Below are 14,763 nucleotides of genomic sequence, written 5' to 3' on the forward strand. Positions count from 1 at the left end.
AGCAAACCGCTTTCCGGCCGGATGCCGGCGCTACATCAGGTGTTCGTAGTTGCCCGCGCTGCCCTCTGCTGCCCACGAATGCTCCGCCAGCCAGGTTCGGATGCGGGCAATGGCCTGGGAGCGCAGCTGGGAGACACGACCTTCGGTGACTTGCAGCACGGCCGCCACCTCCTTCTGGTTGAGGTCCTGTTCGAACTGCAGCGAGAGCAAGAGCTTCTCGCGTTCCGGCAGGCTCTCGATGGCGCGGATCAATGCGGCCCGCAAGCTGTCGCGCATGAGCCAGTCCAGCGGATTCGACGACGCATCGGCGGCCATGCCGTCGATGACGGACTCGGCCCCGCCCTCTTCGCGGTGCTGGGCAAGATCCTCATACATCAGGATCTGGACGCCGCGCGCTTCTTCGAGCAGGGTTTGGTAAGCCGCCAGATCCAGACCCATGTCTTCGGCAATTTCGGATTCGGTCGCCGGACGCATCAGCCTGTGATTGAGCGTTCGGATGCTGGCTTCGATGCTGCGCGCCTTGGCTCGCACGCTGCGCGGCAGCCAGTCCTGACTGCGCAACTCGTCCAGCATGGCGCCGCGAATACGCGTGACGGCGTATGTCTCGAACTGCGCATCGGCGCGCTCCTGATATCGGCGCACCGCGTCCAGCAGCCCCATCATGCCGGCTTGCATCAAGTCGTCCAGCTCCACGCTGGCTGGCAATTTGCCAATCAGCGCCAGCGCCTGGCGGCGCACCAGAGGTGCATATTGTCCAATGAGCTGGTCCTCGGACAGAGGCATCGCGCGATCCGTGATACAGGAGAGACGCCGTCAGTATGCACCATGCGCGCCTCTGCATTCCGGGGAGCAGACGCGGGTTCCCCCACGATTTTCACCGACTGGCATCCCGCTCGACCCGGATAATGTTCAAGAATAGACGCGGCTCCCCACTAAAGTTTTACACCCGTCGGCCGTTATGGCTGGGCGAGAGGCATAGACCTGGGTGCGGGCACGATGCGCCCGTCCGATCGAGAACGAGCAAATTCACAGAGGTTCGCGCATGATTCAACCCATCGGCAGTTCACTGACGTCCGTCGGCCTCGGCCAGGCGTCGCCGCTTCTGGACCGACCCGGCACGCAGCCCCAGCCCACGCCACCCGCCGTGCCCGCACAGGGTGCTTTGCAGGATCATTCGTCTCAGGCGGGCCTCGGTCTGGATAATCGGGACATCCCCCAATATCCGGGGGCCCCGAAATCTTCCCTGGAAAAGGCGCTGGAGTCGGTCAACGAGAACCTGAAAGCCTGGTCCACCGGGATGCGTTTCGACATGGACAAGGACGCGCAGCGCCTCGTGATATCCATCGTCGACACCTCGACCGGAAAAGTGCTCCGCACCATCCCGTCCGAGGCGGTCCTCCAGGCCGCCAAAATGATCGTCACGCTTCAGGGGTCCGGGGTGGACACCCGAGCCTGACACACTTGCCAGACGCCACCACACAGAGAACCGCCGATGCCAACCATACAATCCCTGGGCATGTCCGGACTGCCGCTCGACAGTCTGCTCACCAGCCTGCAGAACAACGAAAATCTGGCGCTGCAGGCCATCCAGAGTCGCCAGACCGCGGCCCAGGCCAAGCTGTCGGCATACGGGAAGCTGCAGGCGGCTGTGTCGGCTTTCCAGGTAGCGGCGCAGGTGGTCGCCAAGTCCGATAGCTACGGCGCGATCACCTCGGCAACCGCTTCGGACGCCATTTCAGCCACGACGACTACCACGGCGATCCCCGGTCAATACGCCATCCAGGTCGACCAGCTCGCCACGTCCCAGACGCTGGTCTTCGATGGGCGCGGCGACCGCACCACTGCGATCGGTACCGACGGTACGCTGAGCATCACGACAGCCGACGGAAAGACCCACACACTGGACCTCACCGGAGGCGACACATCGCTCAACGGGTTGGTGAAGGCCATCAACGCCAAGACCGACATTGGCGTGAATGCCACCATCGTGAACGATGGCGGCGCCAGCCCCTACCGCCTTTTGCTCACCAGCCGCGCCACCGGCACACAGGAGGCCGTCGGCGAGATCAGCGTCGCCGGCAACGCCGATCTGCAGGCCTTCCTGGGCACCTCCATCACCACGGACGCGTCGGGCTCCACCAGCAGCAACCCCGCCATACAGGTCCAGGCGGCTCAGGACGCCACGCTCTCGGTCAACGGCATTGCCATCACCAGCCATACCAACACGGTGGACAACGTCATCGACGGCGTGACGCTTTCGCTGAACAAGATCACCACCACCGCAACCAGCCTGACATTGTCCCGCGACAACAGCGTGGCCAAAAAGGCCATCACCGATTTCGTCTCGGCCTACAACACGCTGCAGAGCACGATGAAGTCGCTCACGGCATTCGATGTGGACAGCCAGACCTCTTCCGTCCTGACGGGAGACTCCGTGGCGCGCTCGGTGCAGACCCGCATGCAGGGCGCGCTCACCGGTGCCATCGATTCCACGACCGGTACCACGCTCGCATCCATCGGAATCACGACGGATCCGACCTCGGGCCAATTGAAGGTCGACCAGACCAAACTCGACAAGGCGCTGTCCGGCAACATGAACGGCGTAAAATCACTGCTGACCGGCAGCACAGGCATAGGGACGCGCGTCGGGGCGGCGGCCGACACCTTCACTCGCAGCGGCGGCATCTTCTCGACCACCACCGACGGCCTGAACAAGACCATCGCCGACATCAAGAAACAGTACGACGCCACCTCCAGCCTGATCGATCAGCGCATGGCCACCTACCGGACTCAATTCACCCAACTGGACAGCATGGTGACTCAGATGAATTCGCTGAGCAGCTACCTGACTCAGCAGCTCACCGCGCTGAACGGAACCAAAAACTCGAAGTAAGCTGTGCCGATGACCTACGCACCTCGTTCACGCGCCGCCCGGGCCACCGGGTCTTACGCCAATATCGGCCTCGAAACCGAGGTCATGGGCGCCTCCCCGGAGCGCCTCATTTCGCTACTGTTTCGCGGTGCCCAGACGGCGCTGGCACAGGCCCGCCACCACCTGCGCAACGGCAATGTCGCCGAACGAGGCAAGGCGTTGTCCAAGGCTATCGATATCGTCGAATCGGGCCTGAAAGCCAGCGTGGACACGGAACGGGGCGGGGAAGTGGCCCGCCATCTGATTGCCGCCTACGAACTTGTCGTCCGTGATCTGATGCAGGCCAACCTGCACCAAGACGAAGCCAAGCTCGATGCGGCTGAAGCGCTGCTGAGCAATCTCGCGGAAGCCTGGCACATCGCGGCCGACCCGCAATTCGGCCTGCCGGCCGCCACCCCCTGATTCAGGAAGAGCGCAATTGGTTTCGCCGCACACCACACTTTTGCAGCACTACCGCACGATCGCGACGCTGTCGGCCGAAATGCTCGACAAGGCACGGAGTCAGCAATGGGACGACCTGGTCGCCCTCGGCGGACAATACCAGGATGCCGTCGAACACCTCAGGGCCCTGGGGCCGCTGGACGACGATCAGAAGAACGCCCGGCGTGAGCTTCTGACCTGCATCCTGGATAACGATGCCCACATCCGGCAACTGGTGTCGCCGGAACTGGATCGGCTCAGTCATCTGCTGGGCTCGTTCAAGCGCCAGCGCAGCGTTCTGCAGGCCTACTATTCCAGTGTCCGGCCAGGGTAGGTCATGAGCATCGGTGCGCCCTCGAACCTCAGCACGCTGCTGGTCCAGCGGCTCGACGCGGCGCTGGGGACATCGCTGGGGCAGCAGGCCAGCCTCGCCAACGGCGCCGGCCCGCTGGCCGTCCCCCAACCGGGCAATCCGGAAAACCCCGGCGCTCTACAAAACCCTCCCCAGCGCAGCACCCGCGAGGCAGTGGACCAGGCGGCAACCCAGGATCAACAGCGCGCGGCCGTGGGCAAGGCAACGCGGGAAATGCAGCTGGACAACCTTCTGGGGCGCGCCACCACACTCCATAGCGTCACCCAATCGGCTCCCACTACGCTGGGCTATGCCGCCCGCATCATCCTCGCCTTGCTCAATGCCTACCCAGAGGCTGAGCCGGCGATCCGGGCCCAGGCGCCACTGCTGCCCGGATCGCCGCAGTCTCCGTCCGCGGCCGGTGCCAGCCCAACCGCCGAACCGGCCTCCGGCACGGCTTCCAGCCCCGCCGGTTCATCCGGTACGGGCTCTCCTCCCGCGGGTTCCCCAGCCACAGGAAACCCGATCCAGACAGCGGGCGCTGGCCCGGCCGGGGGGCCGCTTGCCGCGGTTTTGAATCAGCCCGGTGCCCTGGTCGCCCGGCTGGCCACAGCCCTGATGCAATCGGTACAGACCAGCGGCCTTTTCTACGAATCGCACCTGGCACAACTCGCGGCTGGTCAATCGACGCCCCGGGCGCTACGCCAGGAGCCCCAGGGGCAGATCGCGCCCCAGTCCGCGCAAACAGCGCAGCGCTCAGACCAGGCGGCCTCCTCCAACCCGGGAAACGCCTCTCCGGGAGCATTGCCGTCCGTCGAGACGAGCGCCGCACATCAGGGGACCAACCTTCCCCAGCAGGCGAGCAATCCTCTCCCCGGCCCTTCCCTCGCCACATCAGCCGCCGTTCCAGGCATCGACGGCCAGGCGCAAGGGTTGGTGCGCCAGCAGCTCGACGTGCTGGCCAATCAGGGCTTCGCCTGGCAGGGCGAGGCGTGGCCAGGTGCCGCAATGCATTGGGAGGTCAGGCGCCGGGACGCCGGCGACTCGGGCCACCGGGATTTCGAAGATAACCACTGGGCTACCCAGTTGACGCTCAGCCTGCCGACGCTTGGCAACATCCAGGCACGCCTGAGTCTGGCCGGCGACCATCTCGTCATGCGGCTTGCCGCTCCCCAATCCGCACAGCGGTTGAGCGCGTCCATCGAAGCGCTCCGTACACGGCTGCTTGCGAAGGGACTCCAGGCCAGTCAGCTCTCGGTCGCCAGCCACGAAGAATCTGCCGGTGCGCCGGCACCCCGATCCCATGCAGAACCCGCAGCCTGATCCCGCTCGCGCCAGCGCGGTCGCGATCGCCTATGATCCTTCCGACCAGGCGCCACGCGTGGTGGCCAAGGGCTACGGGACACTGGCCGACACCATCGTGCGAACAGCCCGAGAACACGGCCTCTACGTGCATGAATCACCCGAACTCGTCGGCCTGCTCATGCAGGTCAATCTGGATGCGCACATACCGCCTCAGCTCTATGTAGCGATTGCGGAGTTGCTCGCCTGGTTGTATGCGCTCGACTCGGATCAGGAACCGGTGCGGCCGCCACCCGACCCCGACTAGGCGTCAGATCGACAGATTCGCGATCTCCTTGTAGGCGTCGACCAGGCGATTGCGGACCTGGACCGTCGCCTGGAAGGCCAGGTTGGCCTTCTGCAGATCGATCATGACATTGCTCAGGCCGATGTCCGGATTACCCAGCTCGAAGGACTGAGCCTGCGCGTTGGCGGCGTTCTGGGCCTGTGAGACGCGGTTCAGCGATCGCGTCAGTTCCGCTGCGAAGCCGCCCGACGCTCCTGATGGGCCGTCGGGCCGCGCCGGCTGATCCACCCCTTGGGCCGCACGCGCAACCGACCGCATCTGCGCCAGCAGACTTTCCACACTGGAGAGGGCCTGGGATGTCATCATGAAAAGCGGAATTCCTGTTGGATGTGAAAAATGCCGCGGTCCCAGCGACCACGCGCTTGATTTCAAGCACCGGCCTGTACTATAAATCAGCGCTCGATTCGGCTAGCTCGCCATTAAGCCCTCCAAAGGCGGGCAATTCCGCCAATTGACATCAAAGGAACCCAACCCCTGCCGGGATAGCCCTAACTATGCCCCAAAACCGGGGTTTTTCCAGACATGCCGCAAGCCCCATCACGGCCATAATGGCCGCCACCGTCCTTTAATTTCGCCACACCGCATGCCCACCCTCCCGACCCTCAGTTCCCGGCCTCGGTCCGTCCTGGCGACTCAAATCCTCCCGCCGGTTCAATGACTACTGTCGCCGACTGGATGAACCACCACCCGGTGCTGGCCCGGCTCAACACACTGCCACGGCCAGTCCTCCTCGGGCTGGGCGCGGCGCTGATCGCGATTTTCGTGGTGCTGGCGCTCTGGATGCGCGAACCCGATTACCGCACGTTGTTTTCGAACGTCGAAAGCCGCGATGGCGGGGCCATCGTCAACATCCTGAACCAGCGCAACATCCCCTACAAGTTCGCCGATAACGGCAGCACGATCCTGGTGCCTTCGGACCAGGTGTACACCCTGCGCCTGGAATTGGCCGAACAGGGGCTGCCACGGGGCGGGAATGTCGGCTTCGAGCTGCTGGACGCACCCAAATTCGGTGCCAGTCAATTCACGGAACAGGTGACCTACCAGCGCGCACTGGAAGGCGAACTGGCGCGATCCATCGAAGCGCTGCAGCCCGTCAAATCGGCGCGCGTCCACCTGGCCATCCCCCGGCAGTCCCTGTTCGTGCGCGACCGCGAGGCGCCCACTGCCTCCGTACTGCTCACGCTCTTCCCTGCGCGCTCACTGAGCGAAGCGCAGGTCTCGGCCGTGGCCTGGCTGGTGTCCTCCAGCGTGCCTCAGCTCAATGCCGCCAATGTTTCCATCGTCGACCAGGACGGCCACCTGCTATCCACGCCGGGGGGGACCGCCGGCCTGGACAGCACCCGGCGGAACTTCATCAATGACATCGAACAACGCACCACGCAACGCATCCTGACGCTGCTCAATCCCATCGTGGGCCAGGGCAACGTCCGCGCACAGGTCAGCGCAACAGTGGACTTCGCACAGCGGGAACAGACTTCGGAGACCTACCGCCCCAATGAGACGCCGGGCACCGCGGCGGTCCGGAGCAAGCAGACCAGCGACGCCGTGCAGAGCGACGTGCTGCCGCCTCAGGGGGTCCCGGGCGCATTGACCAATCAGGCCCCCGCCAGCGCCACGGCCCCGGTTCAGGTGACCCCCCCTAATCCGCAACAACCCGCACAGGGACAGAACGGCCAGAACGCGGCTCCCCCTCCGGCCACCCCCAGCGGCACCCAGGCATTGGGAACCGGCGACCGATCGGCCACACCCAAGTCGGTCCGCAATGATGCAACGGTCAACTACGAGGTGGACCGCACCATCGATCACGTCAAGCACGAGATGGGAACGCTGCAACGGCTCTCCGTGGCCGTCGTGGTGAACTATCGCGACAAGGACGGCACGGCCGAGCCGCTGGCCCCCGAAGAAATGGCCAACATCAACGCCCTGGTCAAGCAGGCCATGGGGTACTCTGCCGACCGCGGCGATACGCTCAGCGTGGTCAACAACGAATTCACCGACCAGGAACCGTCCGTCAAGCCGTGGGAAGACCCCGCCTACCGCAATCTCGCGTTGCAGATCCTCAAGGTCCTGCTCATCCTGGTGGTACTGTTCTTCCTGTGGCGCTCGGTCATTCGCCCCATCGTCCAGGGATTCGCCAATGCCCAGGTGGAGCGCGTGAAAAACGAGGCCCACCTGGAGACCATGCGCGAACAACGCCGCCAGGACGAGATGCGCGCCTCGGAAATGAACCGCTACGAGGACAACCTGGACACTGCTCGCAATCTCGCCAAGAACGACCCGCGCGCGGTCGCCATGGTATTGAGATCCTGGATGGACCCCAAGAATGCCAAATCCTGAAGCCGACCTGTCCCGCTGCGCCATCCTGATGATGTCCATCGGTGAAGACGCGGCCGCCGAAGTGTTCAAGTATCTGTCTTCACGCGAAGTCCAGCAGATCGGGCTGGCCATGGCCAACCTGAAGCAGGTCGCGCGGGCGGACGTGGACAAAGTCCTTGAAGACTTCCGCCGCGAGGCTGATCAATTCATGGCGGTGACACTGGGGTCCGACGACTACATCCGGTCCGTGCTTACCAAGGCATTGGGGACGGATCGCGCCGCCGGCCTCATCGAGGACATCCTGGAGGCCGGCGACGACGGCTCGGCGTCGGGCATCGACGCCCTGAACTGGCTGGAGCCCAGCAACGTCGCGGAGCTCGTCGCCGACGAACACCCGCAGATCATCGCCACCATCCTGGTGCACCTGGAACGCGATCGCGCCTCTGCCATTCTGGCGCTGCTCAACGAACGCCTGCGCAACGACGTGATGATGCGCATTGCCACCTTCGGGGGCGTCCAGCCTGCCGCCTTGCACGAACTGACCGAGGTGCTCAATGAGGTGCTCTCCGGCCAGGGCGCGAAGCGCTCGAAGATGGGCGGTGTGCGTACGGCGGCCGAGATCCTGAACTTCATGAACTCGACCGAAGAGGAAGCCGTGGTGAGCAGCCTGCGCGAACTGGACGCCGACCTGGCCCAGCGCATCGTGGACGAGATGTTCGTCTTCGACAATCTGGTCGACGTGGAAGACGCCGCCATCCAGCTCATCCTGAAGGAAATCGACACCGCATCGCTCACCATCGCGCTGAAGGGTGCCAGCGAAGAACTGTGTGCCAAGTTCTTCAAGAATATGTCCAATCGCGCGGCGGAGATTCTGCGCGACGACCTGGAGGCCCAGGGTCCGGTGCGCATGTCACGCGTGGAAACTGAACAAAAATCCATTCTCATGGTCGCACGCAAGCTCGCCGATGCCGGCCAGATCAATCTGAGCATGGGCAACGACGAATATGTCTGACAAGCCGGGACCTTCCGCCGATCTCGCCACGCGTGCCCGTTGGCAGCGCTGGGAGATGGAATCGCTGGACGCCCTGCGCGCCAACCCCATGCGGCGGGCAAGCGACCGGGATGCCGAACAGCGGAAGGCGGAAATGCAACGGCGCGCGGTTGAAACGCTGACGCGGGCCCACGAGCAGGGCCGCGCCCGCGGCTACCAGGAAGGGTTCGAACAGGGGCAGCGCGCAGGTCACGCTCAGGGACTGGAGTCAGGCCATGCCGAAGGCCTGGAACAAGGCCGCGCCGAGGGCCGCGCCGAGGGGCTTCAGGCCGGCATGAAACAGGGGCACGCCGAAGGGGCATCACGAGCCCGCGAGCAGGCCGGACGCCTGGACGCACTGGCCGACGCATGCGGCGCTGCGCTCAACGGCCTGGAACAGGAGGTCGGTCAGGCTCTGATCCATCTGGCGACGCGCATCGCGGAACAGGTGTTGCGCAGCCATCTGCGGGACCACCCCAACCAGATCCTGGATCTGGTCCAGGACGTGCTCCAATCTTCCCCTCGCGAGGGCGCGGCCATCATCCTGCGCCTGCATCCGGATGACCTGGAACTCGTACAGGCCTTCCTGCGACAGAATCCCGATGTCAGCCAGTACCAGCTCGTTGCGGACGAACAGCTCACGCACGGTGGCTGCATTGCCGAGACACTCCACGGCTCGATCGATGCCACGCTGGAAACCCGCTGGCTTCGGGTGATTGCCGCGCTCGGTCAAGCGCCTGGTTCGCCATGAGTGGCACCGGCGAACTGCTGGAGTCGGCCGGCGCACGCTGGAGGGCCCAGCTTGCCGCCTGCGAAAGTCGAGTCAGTGCGCGCCAGGCCACCCGCAGCCAGGGTCGCGTCGTGCGCGCAACCGGCCTGGTGCTGGAAGCCACGGGCCTGCAGCTCCCGGTCGGCGCCGCCTGCAAGGTGCAGGTCTCACCGGGACGTGACCTCTGGGCCGACGCCGAAGTCGTGGGCTTCCAGGCGCACACCCTGTTTCTCATGCCGCAAAGCGACATCACGGGGCTGCAGCCGGGCGCGCGGGTTCTGCCGGCGGAAAAGCTGTGGCTGGACCCGGTACCGCTGCCGACCACCAGTGCGTGGGAATCGCCACGTCCGCTCGGCGCGGATCAGACACGTCACCTGCCGGTGGGGCAGGCCCTGCTGGGCCGCGTGCTGGACGGAGCTGGCCGCCCGCTGGACGGCAAGCCGCTGCCAATCGGCCTCGAAATGGCGCCGCTGACGTCCCTGCCCATCAACCCGCTGACGCGCGCGCCCGTGGACACGGTCCTGGACGTGGGCGTACGCGCGATCAACGGTCTCCTGACAGTTGGCCGCGGCCAGCGCATGGGACTGTTCGCCGGCTCGGGCGTGGGCAAAAGCGTGCTGCTCGGCATGATGGCCCGCTACACTCAGGCCGACGTCATCGTGGTCGGGCTGATCGGAGAGCGTGGCCGGGAGGTCAAGGAATTCATCGAACTGAACCTCGGCCCGACCGGACTGGCGCGCTCCGTGGTGGTGGCCGCTCCCGCGGACGTATCGCCCTTGCTGCGGCTGCAGGGCGCCGTCTACGCTACGCGGCTGGCCGAATACTTTCGCGACCGAGGGCAGCACGTCCTGCTCATCATGGATTCGCTCACGCGCTACGCCATGGCGCAGCGCGAAATCGCGCTGGCCATCGGCGAGCCGCCTGCCACCAAGGGCTACCCTCCTTCGGTGTTCGCCAAACTGCCGGGCCTGGTGGAACGGGCGGGCAACGGAGCTCCTCAAGGGGATCGGCCCGCCGGCTCGATTACAGCCTTCTATACTGTGCTCACCGAAGGCGACGATCAGCAGGATCCCATTGCCGACTCGGCCCGGGCCATCCTCGATGGCCATATCGTGCTCTCGCGCAGCCTGGCTGAATCGGGACATTACCCGGCCATCGATATCGAAGCGTCGATTTCGCGCGTCATGTCGGCCATCGTGCCCGAACGCCAGTTCCACGACGTGCACCGGTTCAAGCGCATGGTGTCTCGCTACCAGCGCAACCGCGACCTGATCGCGGTGGGTGCATACACCGCGGGCAATGACCCGGAAATCGACCGGGCGATCGAACGCTTCCCGTGGCTCGAGCAGTATCTGCAGCAGGGAATCGACGTGCGCGTCGATTATCCGGGGGCGGTTTCCGCGCTGACCGGCGCACTGGGCCAGGAAGCGGGCCATGGCGCCTGAAACGCCACTGGACGTCCTGATCAACCTGGCACAGGACAAGCTGGATGCCGCCGGCCGCACGCTGGCCGAGCTCGGCAACGAAAGACGGCAAGCGCAGGGGCAACTGGCCACGCTGGACGGCTATCGCGCCGATTACACGCAGCGGCTGCAATCCACGACCGAGGGTGGCGTGACCGCCTCGAATTACCACAACTTTAGGCAGTTTATCGCCACATTGGACGAGGCCATTTCCCAGCAAAATAGGATCATCGCGCAGATTGATACGCGGCTCGAGGCCGGACGCAAGCGGTGGCACGATGAAAAGCGGCGGCTGAACTCCTACGAGGCACTGAAGGCCCGTCAGATTCGCCAGTCTCAATACCATGAACAGCGCCGCGAACAACGCGCCAGCGACGAGGCCGCAGCCAGCCTGTATCGGCGACGGCAGTCTCATTGAACAGCTCAAGCCATGAACATGCCCGTGCTTCCTGCGACCAGCTCCAGCCCCCCTCCGACCGAGGCTTCGGCGCGCACCAGCGACGCCGGCGCACCGGGCAGCACCCGCAGCTTTTCCACAGTCCTTTCGCGCCAACAGGGACATCCGGTGGCCGCGAAGGGTGCCGCGACGACATCCCGCGTCCCTGCGGGGGAACCCCGGGATGGAAAGACCAAGGACCCGCTGGACCCCGATTCCACGCTCGCCCTGATCCTCGACAGTACCGCGCTGCCCATCATGCAAGGCCTGCCGCAGGCAGCGGCGGTGGCGGGCACCCCGGCCGCGGGTCATTCCGCTGACGCACTGTCGGAACCCGCGGCGACAGCCGCACAGGGCGCATCCCCGATCGCAACAACCGCTGCGGTAACCCTGCTATCGGACGTCGCCGCCGCAATGCAGATACCGCCCGACGCGGCGCCATCCCCCCGGACGCAGAAGCCGGCTGTCGCGACACCGGGCCAAGCCTTTGAATCGCTGCCTGCGATGACGGCCGCGCTCACGGTTCAGGAAGGCACCCCCGTCGATGCTGGCCACGATGCCGGGCGCCCTGCCCCGACAGCAGCAGCCCAATCGGCCACAACGGCCCAGCCGGCCGACGCCAGCCAGAACCCGCGCACCAGCGGGTTGCTGGCCGCGCTCACTGAAGTCCTCAAGCCGAACCAGGCGACGACCGCCGATGACAGCCAGGCGCCCATGTTCGCAGCCCCTCTCGCGACGGCCGGACTGGCGCCCGCAGCGGCGGCGATGCCGGCGACAACGCCCGTCATCACGCTGGCCGTCCCGACCCCACTGGCGTCACCCCAATGGGCCCAGGATCTCAGCCGCCAGATGGTGACGCTGGCGCAATCGGGGATCAACGGCACGCACACAGTGCAGTTGCACGTCAACCCGCCTGAGCTGGGCCCCGTCCGTATCACGTTGCAGATCGGCGACTCTATGACCCAGGCGGCGTTCGTCTCACCTCACCTGCACGTCCGCCAAGCGCTCGAAAATGCCCTTCCCGGCCTGGCGCAGCAGTTCGCCCAGGCGGGCCTGTCTCTGGGCCAGGCCAATGTCAGCGATCAGCAATCCGGGCAGCAAGGCTTTGCGCAACAGTCGCCGAATCCGCAGAACCCTTCCGGCACATCCTTCAGCCTGGACACGAACACGGCGGGAATCGCGCCGCTGTCCTCCCGCCCTCACAACCCCGCACGACATCCGGATGCCTTGGTGGACACCTTCGTCTGAGCGCCTATGTAACGCCCGCCGATGGAGCGTTACAATCAGCCCCTTGCCCCCCAACCCGCCGCGACAGCTCACTCCGGAATCATGTTAAGAAGGCTCCTCAAACTTATCGTTCTGCTCATCGTAGTCATCGGCGCCGCCATCGGAGGCACGATCTTCTTCATGAACCGGAACGGCATCACCAGCGCCCCCCCTGCGGCACAGGCCGCATCAGAGACGCATGCCCCCACGCCCCCGCCCGCCGTGCCTGCGCCCATCTTTGCCGAACTGGAGCCCTTCACCGTGACGCTGTACGGTGAAACGCGTAATCGCATCCTGTACACGGCCATCACGCTGCGGATGAGCGACGAAGCGTCCCGCAAGCAGATCCGCGACTACATGCCGGAGGTCCGTGACCGCATTCTGAAGGTCCTGTCGTCGCAACAGCTTCCGGCGATCCAGACCGTCCAGGGACGGCAGGCGCTGGCGGACGCCATAAAGACCGCACTGTCGCATCCCTTCGTGGCGCAGTTGGCCGGCCCGCAGGTGGCCGATGTTCTGTTTACCGCTTTCGTGGTGCAGTAGATGCCCTATTCCAGCATGCTCTCCCAGGACGAGGTCGATGCGCTGCTGGCAGGCGTCACCGGCGAGGAGACTCCTGAACGGCAGCAGCCGGCCGAGGCCACGGACGGGGTGCGCCCTTACGATCTGGGTTCGCCGGACCGGGTGGCGCGTCACCGCATGCAAACGCTGGAACTCATCAACGAGCGCTTCGCGCGGCGGCTGCGTTCGATGTTCTTCGGCTTCATGCGGCGCAACGCCGACATCACGGTCAACACGATCAAGATCCAGAAATATTCCGACTTCGAGCGGAACCTGCCGGTGCCCAGCAACCTGAACATGGTGGCGCTCAAGCCTCTGCGCGGCACGAGCCTGTTCACCTTCGATCCAAATCTGGTGTTTCTGGTCATCGACAGCCTGTTTGGCGGGCACGGGCGCTACAACACCCGGGTCGAGGGACGGGATTTCACGAACACGGAACAGCGCATCATCCGCCGCCTGCTCACCTTGACGCTGGAATGCTACGGCGAGGCGTGGAAATCCATCTACCCGCTGGAGTTTGAATACATCCGCTCGGAGATGCACACCAAGTTCGCGAACATCAGCTCGGGCAACGATACCGTCGTGGTGTCTTCGTTCAATATCGAACTGGGTTCCTCCGGCGGCAAGCTCAACGTCTGCCTGCCGTACTCCATGCTGGAACCCATTCGGGACCTGCTCACGCGGCCTCTGCAGCAGGCCGCCGCGGACTCCATCGATCAGCGATGGACCCAGCAGCTCACGCGCGAAGTGCGCAGCGCCGAAGTCGAGCTGGCGGTTGAATTCGCCCATATTGAAACCTCCATCGCTGAGCTGCTGCATCTCGCGGTGGGCGACATCCTGCCCGTAGAAATCCAGCCCACCGTGGTCGCCCGAGTCGGCGGCGTACCGGTGCTGGACTGCACCTACGGTACCTTCAACGGCCGCTTCGCCCTGCGGGTCCGCAAGACTCTTGCCACCCCCGCGGATTCCGACCAACTGATAGCCCGCACACCGAAATGAGCGACCACAAAGACGACGACATCCAGGACCCGAAAGGACCGGAACAAGCGCCCGCCAGCGCGCCAGAAGACGACTGGGCGGCCGCGCTGGCCGAGCAGGAGTCGGCACACAACCAACCGACCCAGGCGTCCGGCCTGGGCGGCGCTGACGACTGGGCAGCCGCGCTGGCCGAACAGACGGCCGCGACCCAGGCAGGAAGCGGCAGCAGCGCGCAGGCGGCCGCAGCCCAGGTCTTCCAGCCGCTGGTGAGCCAGGAAAACAGCGCCGACAGCGACATCGACATGATCATGGACATCCCCGTCCAGCTCTCAGTCGAACTGGGGCGCACCCGGCTGACCATCAAGAACATACTGCAGCTCGGCCAGGGTTCCGTCGTGGAACTGGACGGGCTGGCCGGTGAACCCATGGACATTTACGTCAACGGCTACCTGATCGCGCAAGGCGAAGTGGTTGTGGTGGATGAAAAATACGGCATCCGGGTCACCGACATCATTACGCCGTCGGACCGCATCGCACGGCTGAACAACCGGCGTTGAGCGACTGGCGCCGAATCACCGATTACTGAAACGCC

Annotated in this window: 17 protein-coding genes; 15 read left to right on the forward strand and 2 right to left on the reverse strand. The window is 65.0% G+C overall.

The window, feature by feature from the left end; genetic code table 11:
• Window positions 1-30 precede the first annotated feature (30 nt).
• On the reverse strand, window positions 31-783 hold the full coding sequence (locus ACVCMJ_RS04250; RefSeq protein ID WP_447080203.1) for an RNA polymerase sigma factor FliA: 753 nt from the start codon (window positions 781-783) through the stop codon (window positions 31-33).
• A 259-nt stretch (window positions 784-1,042) separates the two neighbouring features.
• Between ACVCMJ_RS04250 and ACVCMJ_RS04255 the strand changes: the two genes are divergently transcribed.
• Genes ACVCMJ_RS04255 through ACVCMJ_RS04280 form a run of 6 tightly spaced genes read left to right on the forward strand, consistent with a single transcriptional unit; the run spans window position 1,043 to window position 5,313 of the window.
• Window positions 1,043-1,456: a flagellar protein FlaG gene (locus ACVCMJ_RS04255; RefSeq protein ID WP_447080204.1), complete on the forward strand. Its 414-nt coding sequence runs from the start codon at window positions 1,043-1,045 to the stop codon at window positions 1,454-1,456.
• A gap of 36 nt (window positions 1,457-1,492) precedes the next feature.
• A complete protein-coding gene (fliD, locus tag ACVCMJ_RS04260; RefSeq protein WP_447080205.1) occupies window positions 1,493-2,893 on the forward strand; it encodes a flagellar filament capping protein FliD in 1,401 nt (466 codons plus the stop codon).
• A gap of 9 nt (window positions 2,894-2,902) precedes the next feature.
• Window positions 2,903-3,334, forward strand: a complete 432-nt coding sequence (gene fliS, locus ACVCMJ_RS04265) for a flagellar export chaperone FliS (RefSeq protein ID WP_447080206.1) — start codon at window positions 2,903-2,905, stop codon at window positions 3,332-3,334.
• A gap of 16 nt (window positions 3,335-3,350) precedes the next feature.
• Window positions 3,351-3,686 carry a flagellar protein FliT gene (locus ACVCMJ_RS04270; RefSeq protein ID WP_447080207.1) on the forward strand — a complete coding sequence of 112 codons (336 nt, stop codon included), beginning with the start codon at window positions 3,351-3,353 and terminating at the stop codon, window positions 3,684-3,686.
• Window positions 3,687-3,689: 3 nt separating this feature from the next.
• Window positions 3,690-5,027 carry a flagellar hook-length control protein FliK gene (locus tag ACVCMJ_RS04275; protein ID WP_447080208.1) on the forward strand — a complete coding sequence of 446 codons (1,338 nt, stop codon included), beginning with the start codon at window positions 3,690-3,692 and terminating at the stop codon, window positions 5,025-5,027.
• Window positions 5,008-5,313 carry an EscU/YscU/HrcU family type III secretion system export apparatus switch protein gene (locus tag ACVCMJ_RS04280; protein ID WP_447080209.1) on the forward strand — a complete coding sequence of 102 codons (306 nt, stop codon included), beginning with the start codon at window positions 5,008-5,010 and terminating at the stop codon, window positions 5,311-5,313. The genes ACVCMJ_RS04275 and ACVCMJ_RS04280 overlap by 20 nt, the downstream gene beginning before the upstream one ends.
• 3 nt (window positions 5,314-5,316) lie before the next feature.
• Here the strand turns inward: ACVCMJ_RS04280 and fliE are convergent, their stop codons facing one another.
• On the reverse strand, window positions 5,317-5,655 hold the full coding sequence (fliE, locus tag ACVCMJ_RS04285; protein ID WP_447082670.1) for a flagellar hook-basal body complex protein FliE: 339 nt from the start codon (window positions 5,653-5,655) through the stop codon (window positions 5,317-5,319).
• Between the two features lie 351 nt (window positions 5,656-6,006).
• Here fliE and fliF point away from each other — a divergent pair, with 351 nt between their 5' ends.
• The 9 genes from fliF to fliN all read left to right on the forward strand — a co-directional run bounded on the left by fliF (window position 6,007) and on the right by fliN (window position 14,728).
• Window positions 6,007-7,689 carry a flagellar basal-body MS-ring/collar protein FliF gene (gene fliF / locus ACVCMJ_RS04290; RefSeq protein ID WP_447080210.1) on the forward strand — a complete coding sequence of 561 codons (1,683 nt, stop codon included), beginning with the start codon at window positions 6,007-6,009 and terminating at the stop codon, window positions 7,687-7,689.
• Window positions 7,676-8,680 (forward strand): flagellar motor switch protein FliG, encoded by a 1,005-nt coding sequence (gene fliG, locus ACVCMJ_RS04295; protein WP_447080211.1) that lies wholly within the window; start codon window positions 7,676-7,678, stop codon window positions 8,678-8,680. The genes fliF and fliG overlap by 14 nt, the downstream gene beginning before the upstream one ends.
• Window positions 8,673-9,449: a flagellar assembly protein FliH gene (locus tag ACVCMJ_RS04300; protein ID WP_447080212.1), complete on the forward strand. Its 777-nt coding sequence runs from the start codon at window positions 8,673-8,675 to the stop codon at window positions 9,447-9,449. Before fliG ends, ACVCMJ_RS04300 begins: the two co-directional genes overlap by 8 nt.
• Window positions 9,446-10,912 carry a flagellar protein export ATPase FliI gene (fliI, locus tag ACVCMJ_RS04305; protein ID WP_447080213.1) on the forward strand — a complete coding sequence of 489 codons (1,467 nt, stop codon included), beginning with the start codon at window positions 9,446-9,448 and terminating at the stop codon, window positions 10,910-10,912. The genes ACVCMJ_RS04300 and fliI overlap by 4 nt, the downstream gene beginning before the upstream one ends.
• On the forward strand, window positions 10,902-11,348 hold the full coding sequence (gene fliJ / locus ACVCMJ_RS04310; protein ID WP_447080214.1) for a flagellar export protein FliJ: 447 nt from the start codon (window positions 10,902-10,904) through the stop codon (window positions 11,346-11,348). Before fliI ends, fliJ begins: the two co-directional genes overlap by 11 nt.
• Before the next feature lie 18 nt (window positions 11,349-11,366).
• A complete protein-coding gene (locus ACVCMJ_RS04315; RefSeq protein ID WP_447080215.1) occupies window positions 11,367-12,614 on the forward strand; it encodes a flagellar hook-length control protein FliK in 1,248 nt (415 codons plus the stop codon).
• Window positions 12,615-12,695: 81 nt separating this feature from the next.
• A complete protein-coding gene (gene fliL, locus ACVCMJ_RS04320) occupies window positions 12,696-13,175 on the forward strand; it encodes a flagellar basal body-associated protein FliL (RefSeq protein WP_447080216.1) in 480 nt (159 codons plus the stop codon).
• Entirely contained in the window at window positions 13,176-14,192 is a 1,017-nt protein-coding gene (gene fliM / locus ACVCMJ_RS04325; protein ID WP_447080217.1) for a flagellar motor switch protein FliM, read from the forward strand.
• Window positions 14,189-14,728, forward strand: coding sequence for a flagellar motor switch protein FliN (gene fliN, locus ACVCMJ_RS04330; protein ID WP_447080218.1), 540 nt, complete (start codon window positions 14,189-14,191; stop codon window positions 14,726-14,728). Before fliM ends, fliN begins: the two co-directional genes overlap by 4 nt.
• Window positions 14,729-14,763: the final 35 nt, after the last annotated feature.

The organism is Castellaniella sp. UC4447_H14, assembly GCF_052978285.1.

Excerpts from the sequence above, each read along its gene's own strand:
- ACVCMJ_RS04300 (WP_447080212.1), top strand. The coding sequence starts at position 8,673 with ATGTCTGACAAGCCGGGACCTTCCGCCGATCTCGCCACGCGTGCCCGT.
- fliL (WP_447080216.1), top strand. The coding sequence starts at position 12,696 with ATGTTAAGAAGGCTCCTCAAACTTATCGTTCTGCTCATCGTAGTCATC.
- ACVCMJ_RS04315 (WP_447080215.1), top strand. The coding sequence starts at position 11,367 with ATGCCCGTGCTTCCTGCGACCAGCTCCAGCCCCCCTCCGACCGAGGCT.
- fliN (WP_447080218.1), top strand. The coding sequence starts at position 14,189 with ATGAGCGACCACAAAGACGACGACATCCAGGACCCGAAAGGACCGGAA.
- fliS (WP_447080206.1), top strand. The coding sequence starts at position 2,903 with ATGACCTACGCACCTCGTTCACGCGCCGCCCGGGCCACCGGGTCTTAC.
- fliF (WP_447080210.1), top strand. The coding sequence starts at position 6,007 with ATGACTACTGTCGCCGACTGGATGAACCACCACCCGGTGCTGGCCCGG.
- ACVCMJ_RS04280 (WP_447080209.1), top strand. The coding sequence starts at position 5,008 with ATGCAGAACCCGCAGCCTGATCCCGCTCGCGCCAGCGCGGTCGCGATC.
- ACVCMJ_RS04250 (WP_447080203.1), bottom strand. The coding sequence starts at position 783 with ATGCCTCTGTCCGAGGACCAGCTCATTGGACAATATGCACCTCTGGTG.
- fliG (WP_447080211.1), top strand. The coding sequence starts at position 7,676 with ATGCCAAATCCTGAAGCCGACCTGTCCCGCTGCGCCATCCTGATGATG.
- ACVCMJ_RS04255 (WP_447080204.1), top strand. The coding sequence starts at position 1,043 with ATGATTCAACCCATCGGCAGTTCACTGACGTCCGTCGGCCTCGGCCAG.
- ACVCMJ_RS04275 (WP_447080208.1), top strand. The coding sequence starts at position 3,690 with ATGAGCATCGGTGCGCCCTCGAACCTCAGCACGCTGCTGGTCCAGCGG.
- fliI (WP_447080213.1), top strand. The coding sequence starts at position 9,446 with ATGAGTGGCACCGGCGAACTGCTGGAGTCGGCCGGCGCACGCTGGAGG.
- fliE (WP_447082670.1), bottom strand. The coding sequence starts at position 5,655 with ATGACATCCCAGGCCCTCTCCAGTGTGGAAAGTCTGCTGGCGCAGATG.
- fliM (WP_447080217.1), top strand. The coding sequence starts at position 13,176 with ATGCCCTATTCCAGCATGCTCTCCCAGGACGAGGTCGATGCGCTGCTG.
- fliJ (WP_447080214.1), top strand. The coding sequence starts at position 10,902 with ATGGCGCCTGAAACGCCACTGGACGTCCTGATCAACCTGGCACAGGAC.
- fliD (WP_447080205.1), top strand. The coding sequence starts at position 1,493 with ATGCCAACCATACAATCCCTGGGCATGTCCGGACTGCCGCTCGACAGT.